We start from the raw sequence: 19,435 nt of genomic DNA, 5'->3' as shown, positions 1-19,435 counted from the left end.
GGGATCGCTGCGTGTTCGACCTCACCCTGACGTTCGACAATGGACCCGAGCCCGACGTGACGCCGCTTGTGCTCGATATCCTTCGCGAGCGTGGCATCAAGACCACGTTCTTCGTGATCGGCGAGAAGCTCAGCGATCCCGAACGCCGCCGCCTCGCCGCCCGCGCCCACGACGAAGGCCACTGGATCGGCAATCACACTTTTACTCACAGCACGCCGCTCGGCCTGCAACCCGGCGTGGACACGGCCGAGCGCGAGATCGGCCGGACCCAGGCTGTGATCGGCGAGCTCGCCCATCCCAACCGCTGGTTCCGGCCGTTCGGCGGCGGCGGCAATCTCGACGACCGGCTCATGAAACCCTCCGTGGTCGATTATCTCGCGCATAACAAGCATAGCTGCGTGCTCTGGAATGCGATCCCGCACGACTGGGACGATCCCGACGGCTGGACCGACCGCGCGCTCGAGCAATGCCGCGCGCAACCATGGACGCTGCTGGTGCTGCACGATTTGCCGACCGGCGCGATGGGGCATCTCGGCCGCTTCCTCGATCGCGCCACGGCGAACGGCGCCCGCTTCCGTCAGGATTTTCCGCCGCAATGCGTCCCGATCCGCAACGGCGAGATCGCGCTTCCCATCCGGGATTATGTTTCCTCCATCGAAGAGAGTGAGAGACCATGAAGATCACAAGTTTCAAGGCGGCGGGCACCGCAAGCTACGGCATCGTGACCGATGCGGGGGTGATCGACGCCGGCAAGCGGCTGAAGGCGTATCCGACGCTGAAGGCGCTGCTGACGACGGGTTCGCTGAACGAGCTGAAGAAGCTGCAGAACGAGCCCGCCGATCACGCGCTGAAGGATGTCGAGCTGCTGCCGACCGTTCCCGATCCGGACAAGATCTTCTGCATCGGCGTCAACTATGCGACGCACCTTGCCGAGAGCGGCCATCCGACGCCGCCGCATCCGATGATCTTCACCCGCTTCGCCAACAGTCAGGTCGGCGCCGGCCAGCCGATGATCCGGCCGCTGGAATCCGAGCGCTTCGACTATGAGGGCGAAATGGCCGTCATCATCGGCAAGGCCGGCCGCCGCATCGCGCGCGAGGCCGCGCTCGGCCATGTCGCCGGCTATGCCTGCTACAATGACGGCAGCATCCGCGACTGGCAGCGCCACACCTCGCAATTCGCGCCGGGCAAGAATTTCGTCGGCACCGGCGGCTTCGGACCCTGGATGGTGACGTCGGACGAACTGACGGACATAAGCAAGCAGCACATCGCGACCCGGCTCAACGGCGTCGAGGTGCAGGCCGCGCCGATCTCGGACCTCGTGTTCGACGTCGCCACCCTGATCGCCTACTGCTCGACCTTCACCGAGCTCGTGCCGGGCGACGTCATCGTCACCGGCACCACCGGCGGGGTCGGCGCCTATCGCACGCCACCGCTGTGGATGAAGGAAGGCGACGTCGTCGAGGTCGAGATCTCCGGCATCGGCGTGCTGCTCAATCCGGTGAAGGACGAAACCGCGGCAACCGCAACGCGCGCGGCTTGATCCGGCCGCACGACAACGAGAAGGAGGACATCATGAACCTGCCCACGCATCTGCTGCCGACCACCGTCGTCGGCAGCTATCCGCAGCCCGAATGGCTGGTCGATCGTGCGATGCTGTCGAAATCGGTGCCGCGCACCCGCATGCACGCGATGTGGCGGCTGCCGGCCGAGCATCTGGAGGAAGCACAGGACGACGCGACGATCGTGGCGATCCGGGACATGGAGCGCGCCGGCATCGACATCGTGACCGATGGCGAGATCCGCCGCGAGAGCTACTCCAACCGCTTCGCCACCGCGCTCGACGGCGTCGATGCCGACAATCCCGCAATGATCACCGCACGCACCGGCAACACGCAGACGCCGGTGCCGCGCGTGGTCGGCCCGGTGAAGCGCAAGGCGGCGGTCGAGCTACATGACATGCAGTTCCTGCGCAAGAACACCGACCGCGCCGCCAAGATCACACTGCCCGGCCCGTTCACCATGAGCCAGCAGGCCAAGAACGAATTCTACAAGGACGACGAGGAGCTTGCGATGGCCTTCGCCGAGGCCGTCAATGCCGAGGCGCGCGACCTTGAGAAGGCCGGCGCCGACGTCATCCAGCTTGACGAGCCCTGGGTACGCAACAACCCGGAGCTGGCGAAGCGCTATGCGGTGAAAGCGATCAATCGTGCGCTACAGGGCATCAGCATCCCGACGGTGGTGCATCTCTGCTTCGGCTATGCCGCTGTCGTGCCGGGCTCGACCAAGCCGGCCGGCTATTCCTTCCTCGCCGAACTCGACGACACCATCGCCGATCAGATTTCGATCGAGGCAGCACAGCCGAAGCTCGATCTCGGCGTGCTCAGGGATCTGTCGTCGAAGAAGATCATGCTCGGCGTGCTCGACCTCGGCAATCCCGAGATCGAATCCGCAACCGTCGTCGCCGATCGGATTCGCAACGGCCTGAAGCATGTGCCGGCCGAGCGGCTGGTGGTCGCACCGGACTGCGGCATGAAATACATGCCGCGGCCGGTCGCTTTCGGAAAATTGAAGGCGATGTGTGACGCCGCCGCGATGGTCAGGAAGGAGATCGGCTAAGCGGCGCCCGACGCAGTCAGCGGGTCGTATCCGGGGCTCTTCAAGAGTGCATGAAGCTGGCGGCGGCGCACGCCCATGTTGCCGCCGTCGAACAGCGGATAGGCCATCGCATCCTGCAACAGTCCGGCCAGCGGACATTGGTGGTCGTAGCTTTCGATGCCGACCACGCGCATCAGATCGGTGATCACCTTCACCGCGGTTTCCGAGCCGAACACCTTGGCGTGCAGCGCGAGTTCGAAGGCACCGGGCGCATTGCTGTCCATGGCGTGACAGGCCTTCCAGCTTAGATAACGCGCCGCCTCGATCGCCATCTTGGCATCGGCCAGTGCGTAGCCGACCGCCTGGTGCTCGATGATCGGCGCCGCGCCGCCGCGATGCTCGCCCCTGGCGAAGTTCAGCGCATAGTCAAAGGCGGCCCGCATCAGCGCGACACCGAACACGCCGACCAGCGCGGCGGTGCCGGCAAAGCTCATCTCCACCAGTTGCAGGCCGCCGCCGACGCCTCCCAGCACATTGTTCCTGGACGTGCGGACCTGCTCGAGCCGGAAGCGCGGCGTCAGATGGGCGCGATGCCCCATCAGGTCGGCCGCGCGTTCGAGTGCGATGCCCTTGATGCCACCGGCGGACCGCGGCACCGCGACCACGGAGATCGCGCTGTCGGGCGCCGCAGCGGAATCGGTGCGGCAGACCACGCAGATCAGGTCGGCGCCGTTGCCGTCCCAGCCGGTCGCGCTCGACACCCATTGCTTGGCGCCGGTGATGACCCAGTCCTCGCCGTCGAGATGCGCCGCCGTCCGCAAGCCCGTTCCCGGCACCGGCGAGGCAAAGTTCGCGCTGCCGCCGGGCTCGCTGAAGGCGAAGGCGGCGAGCGGCGCGCCGGCACGTTCGAGGAACGGCGCGATCAAGGTCTTCTGCTGCGCCGGCGACCCCGCCAGCATCACCGGCATCAGGCCGAGCAGCGAACCGAACAGCGTGAGCGAGACGTTGACGTCGACGGACTGAAACTCCTCGGCGACGATGGCCATGTCGAACACGCCGGTGCCCTCGCCGCCGAGCGGCGCAGGGATCATCCGGCGCAGGAAGCCGGCCTTGACCACCTGCTCATAGAACGGCCGCGTGGCCGCGAAGCGCTCCGCAGGCGTGGCGAGATGGCGGGTTGCGTCGGCGACGCCTGAAAGCACGGTCCGCGCGAAGCCACGGGCGGACATCTGCAGCTCGCGCTGTTCCCTGGTCAGGGTGAAATCGATCGGCATGGTCGGCTCTCCTCCGGCGGGTCGAATGGCCGAAGGTGAGATGCCGGCCGGCCGAAGTCATTGACGCTGCGTCCACGCCGGTTTGGCAAAATGTCCGCCTGACTGGCACGGCAATTGATTGTAAGCTCATGGCCGGCTTCCGTCCTGACAGGCAAACTCCGGCACGCGAACATGGGCGCAACCTGGAATATGCACGACGTCGCACCGGCAGACCGCTTCGCCTATTGGCGCGAAGCGGTGCTGCGGACCTATCTGCCGCTCGAACCGGAGAAGATCTCGCCCGACGATTTCGATGGCGCCATCACCAGCATCGGCAGCGCGGCACTGCCGTTGTCGCGCGTGCAGTCCGTGCCCAATGCCATCCATCGCACGCGGAAAGGAATCGGCAGCTTCCAGGATGGATCGTTCTTCGCGAATCTCCAGATCACCGGCGATGCCGTGGTCGAGCAGTATGGGCAGAAAACACTGGCGCGCCCCGGCGACATCGTCCTGCTCGACACCAACGAGCCCTTCGCGATGCGGTTCGAGCAGGGCTGCGACCTGATCTGCGCCACGATTCCCGGCACGCGGCTAAGGCGACATCTGCAGCAGATGTCGGGCCGGCCGCCGAACGTCATCGCCGGCCGCGGCGCGGGCCGGCTCGCCTCCGCCTATCTCGGCGCGCTGCGCGATATTCCTGACGATTTCGCGCTCGTCGATGACCTCGCCGCCAGCCAGCTCGAAAGCCTGCTGCTGCGGGCGACCGCCATCGGCGTGCCGGCGGCCGGATCGGCATCACCGCGCGAAGCGATGCTGCGGCAAATCCAGAGCTTCATCCTGGACGAGCTGCACAATCCGCAACTCTCGGCGAAATATATCTGCCGGCATCTGAAGATCTCGCGCAGCCATTTGTTTGCCGTGCTCGCCGACGCCGGAACGACGTTGGCAGCGCATGTCCGCGACGCGCGGCTCCGCCACAGCCTCAACCAGCTTCGTGATCCCCGATTGAACGATCTTCCGATCGGCGAGATCGCGTTGCGTGTCGGGTTCAAGAGCCACGAGAGTTTTGCCCGTGCGTTCCGCCGCGCCTATGGCACCTCGCCCGGCGCTATGCGCGTCGGAGACGAGGACACGAACTGAAGAAGGGGTTGATACGCCGGCCATGCCGGCGCGCGGCTTTAAGAGTTCGACGCCGCGCGGGTCGAGGCCGACTTGACGTCCTTGATGCTGACCACGACGGCAATGCGCCTGATCGTGCCGCTGCGATAGGCCTGCAGGAATCGGTCGTAATGCTTGACCGAGATGCAGCCATTGGAGTCGCCGTTCGGCCCGAGCATGTAGCTGTGCACGAGCAGGCCGACGCGCCCGAACGTATCGCTGCCATCGACCGGGGTCATGCGCAGCGCGGGCACGCCGTGGAACAGCTTTTCGCGCGGCTTCATCTCGTAGATGCCGGGCGGCGTCGCACCGGCGTTGCGGGCGTTCACATGCGACGGATCGTCGAGCAGATTGCCGAGGCCTGAATGCGCCTCGAACTTGGTGCCGTCGGGCATGTACACGATGCGGCCGGTGATGTCGTAGACCGCCGTGGTGCTGTCATAGCCGAGCGCGCCGAGATCGGGGCTCGGACCGGACAGCAAGCCGTCATTCGGATCGATCGAGGCCAGCTGCAATTTGCCCGGCATCATGTCGGCGATCTTCTGCAGGAACGTCCGGTTGTCGCCCTGCTGCACCGGCGCCTGCGGCGGAGGCGGCAGATCGTTGCGCGCCAGCAGATTGGCTTCGGCCGGCCGCGATCGCGGCATCGGCACGGCGGGTGCCGTCGTCGTGGTCGTAGCCGCGACGGAGGCCGACGCCGGCTGGCTGTCGGGAATCTCGGTCTGCGTGTCACGCAGCTGACCAGACAGCGCGTCCTCGATCTGACCGAACTCGGAATTGAAATCGCCGCGGCTCGAACGGAACCCGCGGCGCAGAGGATAGTAGAGCGAAGCCGTGTTGATCGTGGAGCGAGAGCCGAAGCGATCGTCGAAATTCAACGAGGCCGTGGTGTTGGCGAGGGCCGGTCCATGCAGCCATGCGGTCGGGTCGATGCCGACCATCCAGGCGGCAAGGCCAGACGACAGGACGAGCGCGCTCACGGCGAACGCCGTGCTGCCCACCAGAGACATGCCGCGGCTTGACTTGCGCCCGGCAGCTTTCGTCGTACGTTGACCCATCATCCCCAAGTTCGGTGTTCTGGGGCCTGTTAGCCGGCCCACGTGGGATTCACCGATCACTCATCATATCAGGGAATTAGAGTAAGGCATAATCGAGACGAAGCCGGCAACGACAGGTTTTTTAAACGTTTTTCGGATGGAAAGTGCCGGGGAATCAGCCCCGTAAGGGCCGAAACGGATAAAATAGTCCCGATTCGGGACAGTTTCGCCGACTCAGGCGATCTTTTCTTCCCGGAGGGTCAGCACCGGGACCGGCTTCCCGATCGCGTAACCCTGGACGTAGTCGACCCCGATCTGGCGCAGCTCGTCCAGGATCGCGAGGCTCTCGACGAACTCCGCGACCACCTGCTTCTGCATGATCTTGGCGGTCTTGGTGATCATCTCCACCATCGCGCGGTCGACCTTGCTGTTCAGGATTTCTTTCACGAACGAACCGTCGATCTTGATGATGTCGACCGGCAGGTGCTTCAGATAGGCGATCGAGGACATGCCGGTGCCGAAATCGTCGAGCGAGAAGCTGCAGCCGATCTCGCGCAACCGCGCGATGAACTTCTGCGCCTCGTCGAGGTTGGAGATCGCGCTGGTTTCGGTGATCTCGAAACAGACCAGCGCCGGCGGGACGTCGTGCTGCGCGAACAGCTCGGCGACGAAGTCGACGAAGTCGCTGTCGCCGATGGTGGCGCCGGACAGGTTGATGGCATAGCTCGCAATCTTGCGCGGATGGTGCTTGCGCTCGGCGATGATCTCGAAGGCGCGCCGCACCACCCAGCGGTCGATCAGCGGCATCAGTCCGTAGCGCTCGGCGGCGGGCAGAAAGCTGCCGGGCGGCACCAGGGCGCCGCTCTCGTCGCGCAGGCGCAGCAGCAACTCGCGCCGGTCGTTGCCCTTCAGCATGCCGTTCACCGGGCGGATCTCCTGCTCGTAAAGGCAGAAGCGGCCCTCGTCCAATCCCTTGCGGATGCGATTGACCCAGCTCATCTCGGCGACCCGCACCGCCATGCCGGTATCGGACGGACGGTGCTCCTGGACGCGGTTGCGTCCCTTGTCCTTGGCAAGGAAACAGGCGACGTCGGCGAGCCGCAGCGCGTCCTGTACGCCGGCGCTGTCGGCAAGCCCGACCAGGCCGATGCTCGCGCTGATCCTGAAGCTCGAGCCCTCATGGACAAAGCTCGACTGCTCGACCACCGCCCTGATCCGCTCCGCGACCTCTGCGGCCACGTCGTGCATGGCGGAGCCGTCGTCGCGCAGCAGAATGCCGAATTCGTCGCCGCCGAGCCGGGCAACCAGCCCGCTGCCGCCAACCTCGGCAGTCAGCAATCTCGCCACCTGTTTCAACAGCCGGTCGCCCGCCATGTGGCCGCAGGTGTCGTTGACGATCTTGAACTGATCGAGGTCGATCAGCATCAGATCGGCGCTCGTCGCCGGCGTGCCCGACATCGCCTTGTGCAGCTCGAACTCGAACTGCCGCCGGTTGGCGAGGCCGGTGAGCGCGTCGTGCGAGGCCGCCCAGGCCAATTCCTCGACCAGCCGCCGCTCGGCGGTCATGTCGTGAATGATCATGACGCGGCCGGACGGTTCGCCGGCATGCACGATCGGGGTCTCGACCACCGAGACCGGCACGCTGGAATGATCCGGCCGCACCAGCAGCCGCTGCTGCGGCCGGCTTTCGTCATCGCCATCCGCGCTCTGGAACGATCCACTCACCGGCTGCTCGGCGATGTTGAACAGCGATGAAAGCTGCCATCCGGTCACGTCCTGTCCCGTCGCGATCAGCCGCTGTGCGGCGGCGTTCATGTAGCCGACGCAATCGTCCTGCGTGGTCACGATGACCGCATCGCCGATCGAGGCCAGCGTGAGCTGGGCGCGTTCCTTCTCGACCGCGAGCGCGGTCTCGGCCAGCCAGCGCCGCCAGAGCATCCGCCGCGTGTGGAACAGGACGATGCCGGCAAGGCAGGCCGCAATCACGAGATTGACCAGCAGCAGCAGCGCGGAAACCTGACGCGATGCCTTGCCCAGCTCGTCGGAGAAATCGACCGCGAGCGTGCTCAGTGCGGCATCGACCGCGCCGATCCGCTCGGACCAGTGCTTGATGGTCGCAGCCGAAGGATCATGCAGCGCGACGTCGTTCGCGGCCTCGTTCCTGATTTCGATCAATTGATCGAGCAGCGCATCCGAATTCCGCCAGGCTGTCACCGCGCCAGCGACGTGGTGCATCTTGCGGAAATATTTGAACAGCCAGATCAGGCCGCCAATGTCGTCATCATGATTGCCCGCTTCGGCAAAACCGGCGCGGGCCACCGCGTCGTTGTTGCCCGGCGATTCCAGCGCGCGCCGCGCCGTGCGATCGGCCAGCGGCGCCGCGATCGCGGCGTCGAACTTCTGCAGATAGAGCGGCGCGCCGGTGCTGACATAGGTCTGGAGATAGTGAATGGCGTCCTTTTGTCCCTTCGACCACGTGCTTTCGCCCGCCACATAGGCCCTGACCGCGGACATCACCTGAAGACTGCCCGCCGACAGGCCGCCCAGCAGCAGCACGATCGCCAGCAGAGGCCCGACGACCCGCCACAGCGCCCAGCTTCGGAATGAAAAGAACATGCCCAAATGCGGCCGACCCCTGAAATTATCGGGCAAGCCTAGGAATTGCGACTTAACCTCACGTTGCAAAACGCGATGAGTTTGAAACGACTTGGTTGTAATAGAATTGCGTCAAACTTTACGCGTCCGCCGACCCGGCCGCAGCACTCAGGGGCGCAAGGTCGGCGACGTATTCGGCGCCGGCGCGTGCTCCATTTCGGCCTCTTCAGGCAGCTTGTCGGCATGGACGGCGAGCGGCGTGCCGATCCAGAGCGGATCGTCGCGATGGTCGCGGCGCGGATTGGTCGTGTTGGGATGGACCAGGATGCTCAGGCTGCCGTGGTTCAGCATCAGCCACGGCACCAGGGTCGGAAACAGCTCGGCCGCAAACGCCACCTGATACATCGCCTGGTCGTGCGGGCCGACCTTGACGTCGTGCCAACGCCCGAGCGTGACCAGGAAACGATCGCCCATCCAGTTGCGCAGGCGCTCCGCCTCGCCCCGGCTGGTCGTGGGGTCGTAATAGACATGGGCGTGGTAGCTCGCGATCTCGCCGATCGTCCGTGGCGCGTCCGTCATCTCACCTCTCCTCGTGCGGCCGGTCACTTGCGCCGCAGCACACTGAACTGGAACGACTGCGTCGCGCCCCAGGGCGTGACGTGCCGGTGCGCCTCATGCGCGATCAACTCGAAGGCCGGACCGACGGCCCGGCCGAGCGTTGCCGGATCATAACGCTGCACCGGCAGGCCGCTGCATTTCTCGGGACCGTCGAGTGCGAAGGTGCCGATCACGGCGTGGCCGCCTGCCCTGACACCGCGATGCAGCCGGTCGAGATAGGCCGCGCGATCGTTGTCCTCGACGAGAAAATGAAACGCCGCGCGATCGTGCCAGATGTCGAAAGCCCGCGGCGGCTGCCAGACGGTCGCATCGTCGGCCACCCAGCGCACCGCTTCGCCAGTCGCGCCGATCCGCTCCCGCGCGCTCGCCAGCGCCGCCTCGGAAAGATCGAGCACGGTCAGATCATGGAAGCCGCTTGCCAGCAACGCATCGACAAGGCGCGAGGCCCCGCCACCGATATCGATGATCGACGCGTCGCGGCGAGGTGCGACGGATTCGATCAGGCGCAGCGACGGCTGCGGATCGGCCTGCGACCAGCTCACCTGCTGTTCGCCCTTGCTGAGATAGACGGTCTGCCAATGCGATCGGCGATCAGAAGCGGTCATTGCGATGCGTCCGGAAAGCTGTGGCAAGCTGCGTTGCGTACGGTTAACCATGAGCTAGGCGCGGCGCCATCCCGCGTCAACCGGCAGCAGCCGCGCGGCGGCAAATGCCGCATTTGCATCGCCGCATTTTCCAATTAACCTGACCGGCAGGTTGAGATCGGGGCGCCCCGGGGATGGCCAATTTCGGCTGGACACGCGTCAACAAGCCTGGACAAGCGGAGGACGCCGCCAGCGACTTGCGCGGCCTCAGCGATCCCTCGGCGTTTCTCGCCGCGCTCGACAAGGTGGTGCCGCGCTATCTCGATCTCGCCGATAACGGCGTGCTGGCCTATCCGGCGTGCAAGCGCAAGCCCGGCGACCTGCTCGGCGATGCCAGGGCGATCTGGGAGCACACCCGCCTCGAAGCGATGCGTTATATCCCGATGGTGCCGCGGAAGGACACCGCGCTGCTGACCGATCCGGCGCGCCAGGCCGAGATGATCGACGCCTTCCTGCGCCAGCAGGCACACGACAAAACCGTCGTCGATTTCACAGGCAGCGCGATCGAGGATTACGGCATCGCGATCTATGCGGCGCTGAACTGGCTGAACCATTGCGGCGCCATCGTGAACGCCGATCCGCAAAAATTCTCCGGCACGCTGCGCAGCTTCCGCAAGGTGATGGTCGTCGCCCGGCAGTGGTGGGCGCTCGACGGCGCCGCGGAGCGTTGCGGGCAGATGCTGGAGGCGCGCGAGCGGCCGCCGCTGGTGTTCTTCCTGCTATGGGCCGAATGCACCAATCTGGCGCGCGAGATCGCGATCGCAGCGGCAGGCGCCGCTGCGACGGAAGACAGCATCGCGCGGATGCGCGCGGCCGAAGATCCGGAACAGCTGTAGGGAAGCGGCGAAGCCGGCGGTCAGGCGACAGGGTCCGCGTCGGCGGACACCACCAGCAGATCCTTGGACTTGCGCGCGATCAGGCGGCCGAGGTCACCCTGCTTGTAGCTCTCGACGAACTTGATGGCGAAGCCGTTCGGCAGATGCCGGACCACGCGCCCGACGCAGGCGCCGATCGCCAGCGGCATGCCGACCGGCGGCTGCACCTCCGAGGATACCGCGGCGCCCGACAGCGACATGTCGATGATGAAGCAGCTCTGCATGGTGCCGTCCGCCAGCGTCAGCATCGCGTGCGGCACGACGGGAACGAAGCGCGGATTGTTGCGCGCCTCGCGGATGCTCGGATCCTTCTGCTTCTTTTCGATCCAGGTCAGCTTGTCGGCGAACTTCTCGCGCTTGGCATGCGTCATCTCGAGTTCGAGCAGGAAGCTGCCGCTCATCGTGTCGGTGATGCAGCCCTCGAACTTGCCGAACTCCTCGAAATACGAGGTCAGCCTGTCGCCGACCTTGCCGACGACGGGTACGTCCACGATCATGCGGAACGGCGACACGCGGGTGGTGCGGCAGGCAAAGGTGCGCAGTTTGCCCTGCGCGTCGTACCAGTTCGGCAGCGTGTAGCTGCCGTTGACCGTGATCCTGACAGCGCGTTGCTTGAGAAACTTCTCGACGGACACGACTGGACCTCGCCGGAGGCGATGTGAGTGCACGGAGTCTGGATTGACCGACATCCCGGGTCGGTCCGGTGGTGGGACTTCCGCTACCGACGCGCTTGCAGCGGGAAGGCCGCGGGCATGCGTCCCAGCGCGTCGCGGGAGGACCCTGGCGCGCAGGTGCGTACAGTCGTACCGTCGAAAGCCTAGGAAAACGTTAAGCCGGGACGGAGCGCGGGTGGCGCACTCTATGGCGCAACCCTTACGCGGCAGTTTATTTTGCGAGCCGTACAACTACCGGGAGAGTTGCCGCACGCCGATGCAATCGCGCCGTGCCCTAAACCGCCTGCCTCAGCGCGCGAGCCGGTGCTAGCCTTGGATGAAATCAGACCGGACGCTCATATGCCCAACATCTCAGAGAAGTCGCTCGCCGACGGCAAGATCCTGCAAAGCGTGGTCGATGGCGTCGGCGTCATCACCTTCAACAACCCCGGCAAGCGCAACGCGATGTCGCTGGAGATGTGGGAGGGGCTCGGCGAGGCGCTGACCGCCCAGCGCGACGATCCGGGGGTCCGCGTCGTGATCCTGGTCGGCGCCGGCGACAAGGCCTTCGTGTCGGGCGCCGACATCAGCCAGTTCGAGAAGACCCGCCACAACGCGGAAGCCTCCGAGGAATATTCACGGCGCAGCGCCGCCCAGCGCGCCTTGCTCGCCGACTACCCGAAGCCGACCATCGCCTGCATCCGCGGCTTCTGCCTCGGCGGCGGCATGCAGGTCGCGATGCTGGCCGATATCCGCATCTCCGGCGCCAGCGGCCAGTTCGGCATTCCCGCCGCCAAGCTCGGCATCGCCTATGGCTATGACGGGCTGCGCCATCTGGTGTCGCTGGTCGGCCCGTCCTGGGCACGGCTGATCATGTACACCGGAATGCGGATCGACTCCGAGGAAGCGCTGCGGATCGGCCTGGTCGATCGCGTGCTGCCCGATGCCGAACTCTGGGACGCGACCATGGAGATCGCGCGCACCATCTCGGGCAATGCGCCGCTGGCGATCAAGGCCGCGAAGATCACCATCGCGCAGGTGCTGAAGGACCCCGCCGACCGCGACATGGCCGCGATCAAGCAGATCGGCATCGACTGCATGGACAGCGCCGATTTCCGCGAAGGCCGCAACGCCTTCATGGAAAAGCGCAAACCGCAGTTCAAGGGTCGGTAGCGATGCGGTCGGGGCAGTGGCCTGGCTGCGCACCGGTACCGGATCGGAGCACGCGACCCTGCCGCCACGCAACAAACTGTCATCGCCCGGCTTGACCGGGCGATCCAGTATTCCAGAGACGAATGTTGTTGAACCGAGAAGCCGCGGCGAACTGGATCGCCCGGTTAAACCGGGCGATGAAGAGCATGGGGACGCCGCCTGCGCAATTTCTGAATATTAGAAATCTATCCCTGAGTTGCCCGACGTGTCAAGTCGCCTGTTCGACCGCCGGCCGCTGCTTTGCATGGGGTTGTTTTCGATATTTTAGCAGCGCCCTACTTCTTCTCCGAGACCGGCACCGTGTAGTTGAGGATCAACCGCCCGCCGTCGGGATAGATGGTCTGGCCGGTGATGTAGGAGGCATCGTCGCTGGCGAGGAACGCCACGACGGAGGCAACCTCGCTCGGCTCGCCGCAGCGGCCGGCAGGCGTGCGCGACAGCACGCTGCGCCGCGCGTCCTCCGACGAGAAGATCGCGGTCGCCACCATCTCGGTCAGGATCGTGCCGGGCCCGACCGCCACGACGCGAATGCCGTGCGGCGCCAGCGCCACGGCGGCCACCGAGGTCAGCTGCTTCATCGCGCCCTTAGACATCGCGTAGGTCGCAAGCGAGGGGATCGCGAGCAGTGCGTTGACCGAGGACATGTTGACGACGACGCCGCCACCGCCCTGCGCGATCATCTGGCGCGCCGCGGCCTGCACGCCGAAGAACGCGCCCTTCAGGTTGATCCCCATCACGTCGTCGAACTCGGCCTCGGTGATGTCGAGGAAGTCGCGGTTGCGCGCGACGCCGGCATTGTTGACCATGACGTCGAGCCGGCCGAACTCCTTCACCGCGGTCGCGACGATACGATCGACATCGGCGCGCTTGCTGACGTCGGCTTCGACGGCCCGCAACCGATCGTCATGTCCGAGCTCCTGGGCGGCGTGGACGAGCCCGGCGGCGTCGACATCCGAAATGACGACCCTGGCGCCATCGGCCAGGAAGCGCGCGGCGCAGGCCTTGCCGATACCACGCGCCGCTCCGGTGATGGCGACGACCTTGCCGGAATTCTTCATGGGAGTGTCTCCAGAACAAATTGTTCATAGAGCAATAGCGTATTGTGCGGCGGCAGGGAACGCGGCGGATTCTCCGCGCGCGCAGCCCTCAGGATTTGATGCGCGCGAGAATCCGGTCGGCCTCGGTCCGCCAATCGGCGCTGCGGGCGAAGTCAGCCATTCCCTTACGCCCGAACACGCCCTCGTCGGCCAGATCGGCGATCCAGCCCTGCCGCTCGGCGGTGCCGGATGCGGACCATGGCGTCAGCCCGGCCTCGCGCACGGTCTCCGCCACCTCGCGCACTTCCTCGGCGCGCCGCCGGCCATGCTCGATCACCCGCTGGAAGAAATAGGCGCCCTGCTTCTCCCAGTCGATGCCGGGAAAAGTCTCCTTGAGCGAGGCGAGCACCGCGTCCTCGACGCCGTAGGCGCGCGCTGTGGTGAAGCTCTCGATCACCATCGCCTCCAGGCCCTTGATCATGATGCTGCGGCACATCTTGACCGCCGAGGACACGCCGAGCTCGTCGCTCGCAACCTTCGCCGCGAATCCGAGCGCGACCAGCAGCGGCGCCAGCGCCCGCGCGCCCTGGCCGCCGAGCAATAGCGGCACCTTGATCCGGTACGGCGGCAGCGAGGTCATCACCGCGCCCTCGACATAGCGGCCGCCGGCGCCATCGATGTGCGCCGCCGCGCGCCGCTTGGCGCCGGGCGAGGCCGAGTTGAAATCCAGGAACCAGGCGCCGTTCCGGATTGCGGGCGCGCAGGCCTCGGCGACCGGCACCGCCTGGCTCGCCGTCACCGCCGAGATGATGAAATCGGCCCGCGCCGCGAGATCGGCATGCGATTCCGCAAGCACGACATCGATCTCGGCCGCATGCGCGCGCAGCGTCGCGCCCTGCCCGCGGTCGAGCTTGATGTCGTAGGCTGCGACCTTGATGCCCTGCTGGCGCAGATCTTCGGCGAGGATGCGGCCGACCTCGCCATAGCCGAGCATGCCGACCTGCCATTGCCTGGGATCGCCGGAGATGGTCATCAGTTCAAGTCCCGTGTTGTGGCGTTGAACAGCTCGTCGACCGCGACACGTCGCGGTATCAACGCCTGCTGGGCGCAATAGTCGATCATCCGTTCGAGCGGCTTGCGGTTGGCCTCGACGCCGAACGGCAGCAGATCCGGCACACTCGCCGGACCGGCGCTCGCCTTGGCGCGCTTGAGAAGATCGTAGAGGCTCCGCACCACATCGGGCCGCGAGGTCGCGAGCTGTTCGGTCACCACCACCAGATGGTTGACCGGCACGACGCCATGCCGCGCGTACCACCGCGTCGCCTCTGCCGCCGGATCGGCGAACAATGGCCTGAGCGCCGGATCGCTCGAGGTCTCGCCCAGCACGGCATCGAGCTCGCCACGCTTCAGCATCTCGATGATGGCGCTGCCCTTCGGTGCACGTTCGGTGCGGTCGACATATTCGGCGACGTGCGGATCCTCGAACGTCACCCAATTGATCCTGTCGAGATTGACGCCATGGTCATTGGCAAGGATGCCGCGCATCCACGCCCCTGTCGTGGTCGTGAACGAGCGGATGCCGACCCGCTTGCCTTCGAGATCACCAGGCACAAGCGGATCCTGATCGGCGCGATAGAGTGCGTGGCCATGCTGGAAGCGGCCGACCATCGCCGCCGGCAGCAGCACCAGCGGCTTGCCGTGCGCCCTTGCCATCAGATAGGTCACGATCGCCATCTCGCAGACGTCAAACGCCTGCTCACGCACCATCGGCTTGAACGCGGTATTGGTCGGCGTGAACTCGGTGAAGTCGAGATCGAACTGCTCCGAACACAGCTCACCACGCTTCACCGCCTGGATGTGCGGGTGATTGCCAAGCACGATGCGCAGCCGAAGTTTCTCCATGGCGACGAACTCCGCGGGATCAGGTCAGCGCTCGTCCTGGCACCGCGCCCGGCGCCTTGCGCGGTGCGGGCATCGCCGGATCGAGCGGTGGAGCCTGCAGCGCGGCAACGGTCGAGCGCACCAACTCCTCGATCGCATGGCCGGCATCGCTGCCGTCGGCGCTGCCGCGCGACAGCCGCGAGACCCGCTCCGGCGTCACCAGCGTGTAGTACAGCGCGCCGAGCAGGAAGTGGCCGCGCCAGACCAGATCGGTGCGCGGAATATGCGGCAGGCTGTCATGGATCGCGTCAATGAAGGCGTGGCTGGTGTCGTCGAAGGTCTGCGCGATGATCTTGCGCACCACCTCGTTGCCCTCGGCCGACATGATTGCGCGGAGCCGCGTGAACCGCGTTCCGCCGCCGGCGAGGTCGCTGCCCGAGCTGAAGGCCGGCAGCACATAGGCACGCACGATCGCCTCCAGTCGGTCCTGCAAATCGCGCACCCGCCGCGCCGCCGCCAACAGCTCGGAGCGCCGCCGGTTCATCGGGCCGCAGTGACGCCGATAGATCTCGAGCAGCAGGCCGTCCTTGGTCTTGAAATGATAGGTCACGCTGCCGGGATTGGCGCCGGCGGCCTGCGCGATGTCGCGCACCGAGACGGCGTTGAAGCCGTAGGTCGAGAACAACTCCTCTGCTGCGGCAAGGATCGCCTCGCGCATGTTCGGCTTGCGGGTGCTGACGGCCTTGACGTTGGACTTGGCGGGCTTACGGACCATATTTGTACTATCGTCCAAATATTCAGGTCACGTCAACAATACCTGCGGCAAGCCCGCGGTCAGGACAATCTCACGTCAGGCTCGGCCCGGCCGCGTGCCGCCGCATCGAGCAGGAAGGTCTGGCCGTGGCCGGGATCGGTCGCGCGCTGCGCCTCGTTCATGTCCTGCCAGGCCGAGGTGACCAGCACGCGCGAGAAATCGCGGCCGACAAAGGCCGGGCAACTCGACTGGCGCGCAGGCACCTTCAGCGAGCGCAGGTGCCGGCCGGATGGATCGTAGACATCGACGCAGCCACCGCCCCAGCGCGCATTCCAGATCATCCCGTCGGCGTCGACGACAGCGCCGTCGAGCCCGCCGCCGCCGTGATGTCTGATCAGATCGATGGGCTCGCCGGTCGGCAATCCCGTTGCCGGATCGAGCGGCACGCGATGCAGGACGTTGGTCGCGGTGTCGGCGAAATAACCGACGTCGCCCGCGGGCGAAAAGCAGATTGCGTTCGGGATCGTGATCCCGGGATAGAGCCGTGTAATGCGGCCCCCCTGCAGCGCGTAGATCGCGCCGGCACCCTGCTCGGCCTGGCGCCCCATGGTGCCGAGCCAGAACGTACCCGACGGATGCACGCGTGCATCGTTGGAGCGCGTCAGCGGATTGTCGGCCTCCAGCGCGGCGAACAGCTCGAGGCGTCCGCCGGCGACTTGCCGGACGTAAAGTCCATCCTCGGTCAGGATCAGCTGCCGCTCGCCATCGATCCGCGCCAACGCGCTCGCCATCTTCGGCAGCGCGTGAATGACGGTGCGGCCAGCCGCAAAATGATGCTCGAACAGGCGACGCTCGCGGATGTCGAACCACCAGGCGGTATCGGTCGCGGCGTCATAGGTCGGGCCTTCGCCGAGATGACAACGTTCGGCCGACAGCACGGATGTAGGCACCTCTTCCATCAGCGGCTCGGCGGCACGGTCCGTCATTGCGTCACTCACACGGTTGAAAATCGGTAGACGATACTGCGCCGGTAGATCTGGCCGGGATCGAGCCGCGCCGATGGAAAGTCAGGCCGGTTCGGCGTATCCGGCCAGGCGTGCGGCTCGAGACAGAGCGCGTCGGACTGTCGATACAGCCGATCACCCTTGCCGGAGGTCGAGCCGTCGAGGAAGTTGCCGGAATAAAACTGCAATCCCGGCTGATCGGTGAACAGCTCCATCACGCGCCCACTGTGCGGCGCCTCGAGGCGCGCGGCAAAGTGAAGGCCCGTCCCCGAGGCCAGGCAGAAATTGTGATCGTAGCCGCGCCCGAGCCGCAGCTGCTCGTCATTCATCCTGATCCGCGCGCCGATCACCGTGGGCTTGCGGAAGTCGAACGGTGTGCCGTCGACCGGCCGCGGCGGCCCCGGCAACGGGATCGCCGTGGCGTCCACCGCAAGGAAATGGTCGGACGCGATCGTCAAGCGATGGTCGAGGATCTGCCTGCCTGAGCGCGCGCCGTCGAGATTGAAGAAACTGTGGTTGGTGAGATTAAGGTAGGTCGGCCTGTCGCTCGTCGCCTCATAGGTGACCGAGAGTTCCATCGGAGCGCGCACGCAATAGGTCACCCGTGTCTGGAGCGTACCCGGATAGCCCTCTTCGCCATGCGGGCTTTCGCGTTCAAGCACCAGCGTCGGCCCCGGCTCATCCGACAGTTCGACGATCCGCCACAGCCTACGATCAAAGCCCTGCGGCCCGCCATGCAGCGCGTTGGGACCGTTGTTGGCCTCAAGTGTCACCGCCTCGCCGTCGAGCATGAAGCGCGCGGCGGCGATGCGATTGGCGTAGCGCCCGATGGTCGCGCCGAAGAACTTGCGCTGCGCGAGGTAACCGTCGAACTCGTCATGGCCAAGCACGACGTCGTCGCAATGCCCGTCGCGATCCGGCGTGCGCAGCGCTTGCAGCGTCGCGCCGAAGGGAAGGATCGCGGCCTCAAACCCCTGCGCGCCGCGCAGCGTCACGCGCTCGACCGTTGTGCCGTCGTGCAATGTGCCGAAGGGGGCGCGCGCGATGCTGGCTGATTTCATCTTCAGTCCTCGAACGCCTCGACGAGGCGCCGTCGCCCCAGCATGAAGCTATCGGCGACGAGCTGCAAGGGCGCGAGGTCGACGTCGGATTTTCCGTCCGACGTCAGCGCGACGAAGCGGCGGTAGAGGGCGGGGTATTCCTCATCCGTGGCATCGACCACCAGCCGGTTGCCGTCGCGCAGCTGCCGACCGCCTTTCGACAATGTCACGGGCCCTGCGTCGGTCTCGCACAGGATGTCCCAGCTCGGCGGCCCGGCCTGGCGGAAATCGAACTCGGCGTGGATCGGCAAGCCGTACGCATCGGACAGTTCGATTGCTGCTGCAATCGGCATCTCCCGATTGGCAGGAAAGTCCAGCAGCGCACTTTTGACGAAGACGTGATACGGCAGGATCTCGGTCAGGATCGATAGCGCGTTGATGCCGGGATCGAACACGCCGAAGCCGCCTGCCTCGAATATCCAGGCGTGGCCGGGATGCCAGACGCGGACGTCTTCCTTCCAGATGACGGCCACCTTGTTGATCGTGCGGCCGGCGATCAGCTTGCGCACCGGACCAACCGCGGGTGCGTAACGCGAATGCCATGTCGCGAACAACGTCCGGCCCGCCTGATGCGCGGCGGCGATCAACGGCGTGAGCTCGCTTAACGTGGCGCCCGGCGGCTTCTCCAGCAGCACATGCTTGCCCGCGGCGAGCGCGGCAGCGGCCAGCGCATGACGTGTCTGCGGTGGCGTGCACAGCGCGACCGCATCGATCTCCGGCCCGTCGCGCAACAATTCCGGTAGATCGCGGAAATGCGGCAGGCCGGGCGGGGTCTTGACCGGATCGACCACCGCGACCAGCGCCGCGCCCGATGTCTTCGCGATCGCAGGCAGGTGCTGCCGGCCGGCGATCTCGCCGAAACCCAAGATGGCGATGCGAAGCAGGTCACTCATGGCCGTCCTCGCGCTGCTGCCCACCGGCCGGCCGATGCCGAGCGGCGAGAATCACAAGCCAATGCCGAATACCAACGGCATGATCGGACTTTGGTTGCAGGCGCGCAAGCCCGCCACGTCCCG

General features: G+C 65.9%; 19 protein-coding genes. 6 read left to right on the top strand and 13 right to left on the bottom strand.

Translation table 11 applies throughout. From position 1 onward, the window contains the following. Positions 1-11: 11 nt before the first annotated feature. Genes CK489_RS17470 through CK489_RS17460 form a run of 3 tightly spaced genes read left to right on the top strand, consistent with a single transcriptional unit; the run spans position 12 to position 2,619 of the window. Positions 12-677, top strand: coding sequence for a polysaccharide deacetylase family protein (locus CK489_RS17470; protein ID WP_095733106.1), 666 nt, complete (start codon positions 12-14; stop codon positions 675-677). Next, on the top strand, positions 674-1,543 hold the full coding sequence (locus tag CK489_RS17465; RefSeq protein ID WP_095733105.1) for a fumarylacetoacetate hydrolase family protein: 870 nt from the start codon (positions 674-676) through the stop codon (positions 1,541-1,543). The genes CK489_RS17470 and CK489_RS17465 overlap by 4 nt, the downstream gene beginning before the upstream one ends. Before the next feature lie 32 nt (positions 1,544-1,575). Next, the gene (locus CK489_RS17460) at positions 1,576-2,619 is read left to right on the top strand and encodes a cobalamin-independent methionine synthase II family protein (RefSeq protein WP_198960945.1); all 1,044 of its coding nucleotides are present in this window, start codon (positions 1,576-1,578) and stop codon (positions 2,617-2,619) included. Here CK489_RS17460 and CK489_RS17455 read toward each other — a convergent pair. Then, a complete protein-coding gene (locus tag CK489_RS17455; protein WP_095733104.1) occupies positions 2,616-3,872 on the bottom strand; it encodes an acyl-CoA dehydrogenase family protein in 1,257 nt (418 codons plus the stop codon). The two genes, CK489_RS17460 and CK489_RS17455, sit on opposite strands and share 4 nt — an antisense overlap. Positions 3,873-4,043: 171 nt before the next feature. Between CK489_RS17455 and CK489_RS17450 the strand changes: the two genes are divergently transcribed. Next, a complete protein-coding gene (locus CK489_RS17450) occupies positions 4,044-4,991 on the top strand; it encodes an AraC-like ligand-binding domain-containing protein (protein WP_095733103.1) in 948 nt (315 codons plus the stop codon). A gap of 38 nt (positions 4,992-5,029) precedes the next feature. Here CK489_RS17450 and CK489_RS17445 read toward each other — a convergent pair whose 3' ends face one another. From CK489_RS17445 to CK489_RS17430, 4 genes are all read right to left on the bottom strand, one after another. After that, complete coding sequence (locus CK489_RS17445; protein ID WP_244486013.1) at positions 5,030-5,989, bottom strand: DUF2778 domain-containing protein; 960 nt, start codon at positions 5,987-5,989, stop codon at positions 5,030-5,032. 291 nt (positions 5,990-6,280) lie between these two features. Continuing rightward, positions 6,281-8,662 (bottom strand): putative bifunctional diguanylate cyclase/phosphodiesterase, encoded by a 2,382-nt coding sequence (locus CK489_RS17440; RefSeq protein ID WP_095733102.1) that lies wholly within the window; start codon positions 8,660-8,662, stop codon positions 6,281-6,283. Positions 8,663-8,809: 147 nt separating this feature from the next. After that, positions 8,810-9,220 carry a DOPA 4,5-dioxygenase family protein gene (locus CK489_RS17435; protein ID WP_050627135.1) on the bottom strand — a complete coding sequence of 137 codons (411 nt, stop codon included), beginning with the start codon at positions 9,218-9,220 and terminating at the stop codon, positions 8,810-8,812. Between the two features lie 23 nt (positions 9,221-9,243). Next, on the bottom strand, positions 9,244-9,864 hold the full coding sequence (locus CK489_RS17430) for a class I SAM-dependent methyltransferase (protein ID WP_095733101.1): 621 nt from the start codon (positions 9,862-9,864) through the stop codon (positions 9,244-9,246). Positions 9,865-10,037: 173 nt separating this feature from the next. Between CK489_RS17430 and CK489_RS17425 the strand changes: the two genes are divergently transcribed. After that, positions 10,038-10,739, top strand: coding sequence for a hypothetical protein (locus CK489_RS17425; RefSeq protein WP_095733100.1), 702 nt, complete (start codon positions 10,038-10,040; stop codon positions 10,737-10,739). A 20-nt stretch (positions 10,740-10,759) separates the two neighbouring features. Here CK489_RS17425 and CK489_RS17420 read toward each other — a convergent pair whose 3' ends face one another. Then, positions 10,760-11,413 carry a PilZ domain-containing protein gene (locus CK489_RS17420; protein WP_050627132.1) on the bottom strand — a complete coding sequence of 218 codons (654 nt, stop codon included), beginning with the start codon at positions 11,411-11,413 and terminating at the stop codon, positions 10,760-10,762. Positions 11,414-11,791: 378 nt separating this feature from the next. Here CK489_RS17420 and CK489_RS17415 point away from each other — a divergent pair, with 378 nt between their 5' ends. Beyond that, positions 11,792-12,604, top strand: coding sequence for an enoyl-CoA hydratase (locus tag CK489_RS17415; protein ID WP_095733099.1), 813 nt, complete (start codon positions 11,792-11,794; stop codon positions 12,602-12,604). Positions 12,605-12,918: 314 nt separating this feature from the next. Here CK489_RS17415 and CK489_RS17410 read toward each other — a convergent pair whose 3' ends face one another. From CK489_RS17410 to CK489_RS17380, 7 genes are all read right to left on the bottom strand, one after another. Then, the gene (locus tag CK489_RS17410; protein ID WP_050627130.1) at positions 12,919-13,701 is read right to left on the bottom strand and encodes an SDR family NAD(P)-dependent oxidoreductase; all 783 of its coding nucleotides are present in this window, start codon (positions 13,699-13,701) and stop codon (positions 12,919-12,921) included. A gap of 88 nt (positions 13,702-13,789) precedes the next feature. Next, entirely contained in the window at positions 13,790-14,707 is a 918-nt protein-coding gene (locus CK489_RS17405; protein WP_050627236.1) for a DUF1932 domain-containing protein, read from the bottom strand. A gap of 5 nt (positions 14,708-14,712) precedes the next feature. Next, positions 14,713-15,582: a substrate-binding domain-containing protein gene (locus CK489_RS17400; protein ID WP_095733098.1), complete on the bottom strand. Its 870-nt coding sequence runs from the start codon at positions 15,580-15,582 to the stop codon at positions 14,713-14,715. A gap of 19 nt (positions 15,583-15,601) precedes the next feature. Continuing rightward, entirely contained in the window at positions 15,602-16,336 is a 735-nt protein-coding gene (locus tag CK489_RS17395; protein ID WP_095733097.1) for a TetR/AcrR family transcriptional regulator, read from the bottom strand. A 59-nt stretch (positions 16,337-16,395) separates the two neighbouring features. Further along, positions 16,396-17,274: an SMP-30/gluconolactonase/LRE family protein gene (locus CK489_RS17390; RefSeq protein WP_095733678.1), complete on the bottom strand. Its 879-nt coding sequence runs from the start codon at positions 17,272-17,274 to the stop codon at positions 16,396-16,398. A gap of 35 nt (positions 17,275-17,309) precedes the next feature. Continuing rightward, a complete protein-coding gene (locus CK489_RS17385; RefSeq protein ID WP_095733096.1) occupies positions 17,310-18,380 on the bottom strand; it encodes an aldose epimerase family protein in 1,071 nt (356 codons plus the stop codon). 2 nt (positions 18,381-18,382) lie between these two features. Continuing rightward, positions 18,383-19,312 (bottom strand): Gfo/Idh/MocA family protein, encoded by a 930-nt coding sequence (locus CK489_RS17380; RefSeq protein WP_198960944.1) that lies wholly within the window; start codon positions 19,310-19,312, stop codon positions 18,383-18,385. Positions 19,313-19,435 lie beyond the last annotated feature (123 nt).

The organism is Bradyrhizobium sp. UFLA03-84 (genome assembly GCF_002289535.1).
In the GTDB taxonomy this organism is placed as follows: Bacteria; Pseudomonadota; Alphaproteobacteria; order Rhizobiales; family Xanthobacteraceae; genus Bradyrhizobium; species Bradyrhizobium viridifuturi.
Note: the sequence above shows the minus strand (reverse complement) of the source record. Positions and strands in the feature narration are given on the sequence as shown.

Excerpts from the sequence above, each read along its gene's own strand:
- CK489_RS17465 (WP_095733105.1), top strand. The coding sequence starts at position 674 with ATGAAGATCACAAGTTTCAAGGCGGCGGGCACCGCAAGCTACGGCATC.
- CK489_RS17460 (WP_198960945.1), top strand. The coding sequence starts at position 1,576 with ATGAACCTGCCCACGCATCTGCTGCCGACCACCGTCGTCGGCAGCTAT.
- CK489_RS17455 (WP_095733104.1), bottom strand. The coding sequence starts at position 3,872 with ATGCCGATCGATTTCACCCTGACCAGGGAACAGCGCGAGCTGCAGATG.
- CK489_RS17450 (WP_095733103.1), top strand. The coding sequence starts at position 4,044 with ATGGGCGCAACCTGGAATATGCACGACGTCGCACCGGCAGACCGCTTC.
- CK489_RS17440 (WP_095733102.1), bottom strand. The coding sequence starts at position 8,662 with ATGTTCTTTTCATTCCGAAGCTGGGCGCTGTGGCGGGTCGTCGGGCCT.
- CK489_RS17435 (WP_050627135.1), bottom strand. The coding sequence starts at position 9,220 with ATGACGGACGCGCCACGGACGATCGGCGAGATCGCGAGCTACCACGCC.
- CK489_RS17430 (WP_095733101.1), bottom strand. The coding sequence starts at position 9,864 with ATGACCGCTTCTGATCGCCGATCGCATTGGCAGACCGTCTATCTCAGC.
- CK489_RS17425 (WP_095733100.1), top strand. The coding sequence starts at position 10,038 with ATGGCCAATTTCGGCTGGACACGCGTCAACAAGCCTGGACAAGCGGAG.
- CK489_RS17415 (WP_095733099.1), top strand. The coding sequence starts at position 11,792 with ATGCCCAACATCTCAGAGAAGTCGCTCGCCGACGGCAAGATCCTGCAA.
- CK489_RS17410 (WP_050627130.1), bottom strand. The coding sequence starts at position 13,701 with ATGAAGAATTCCGGCAAGGTCGTCGCCATCACCGGAGCGGCGCGTGGT.
- CK489_RS17400 (WP_095733098.1), bottom strand. The coding sequence starts at position 15,582 with ATGGAGAAACTTCGGCTGCGCATCGTGCTTGGCAATCACCCGCACATC.
- CK489_RS17395 (WP_095733097.1), bottom strand. The coding sequence starts at position 16,336 with ATGGTCCGTAAGCCCGCCAAGTCCAACGTCAAGGCCGTCAGCACCCGC.
- CK489_RS17390 (WP_095733678.1), bottom strand. The coding sequence starts at position 17,274 with ATGGAAGAGGTGCCTACATCCGTGCTGTCGGCCGAACGTTGTCATCTC.
- CK489_RS17385 (WP_095733096.1), bottom strand. The coding sequence starts at position 18,380 with ATGAAATCAGCCAGCATCGCGCGCGCCCCCTTCGGCACATTGCACGAC.
- CK489_RS17380 (WP_198960944.1), bottom strand. The coding sequence starts at position 19,312 with ATGAGTGACCTGCTTCGCATCGCCATCTTGGGTTTCGGCGAGATCGCC.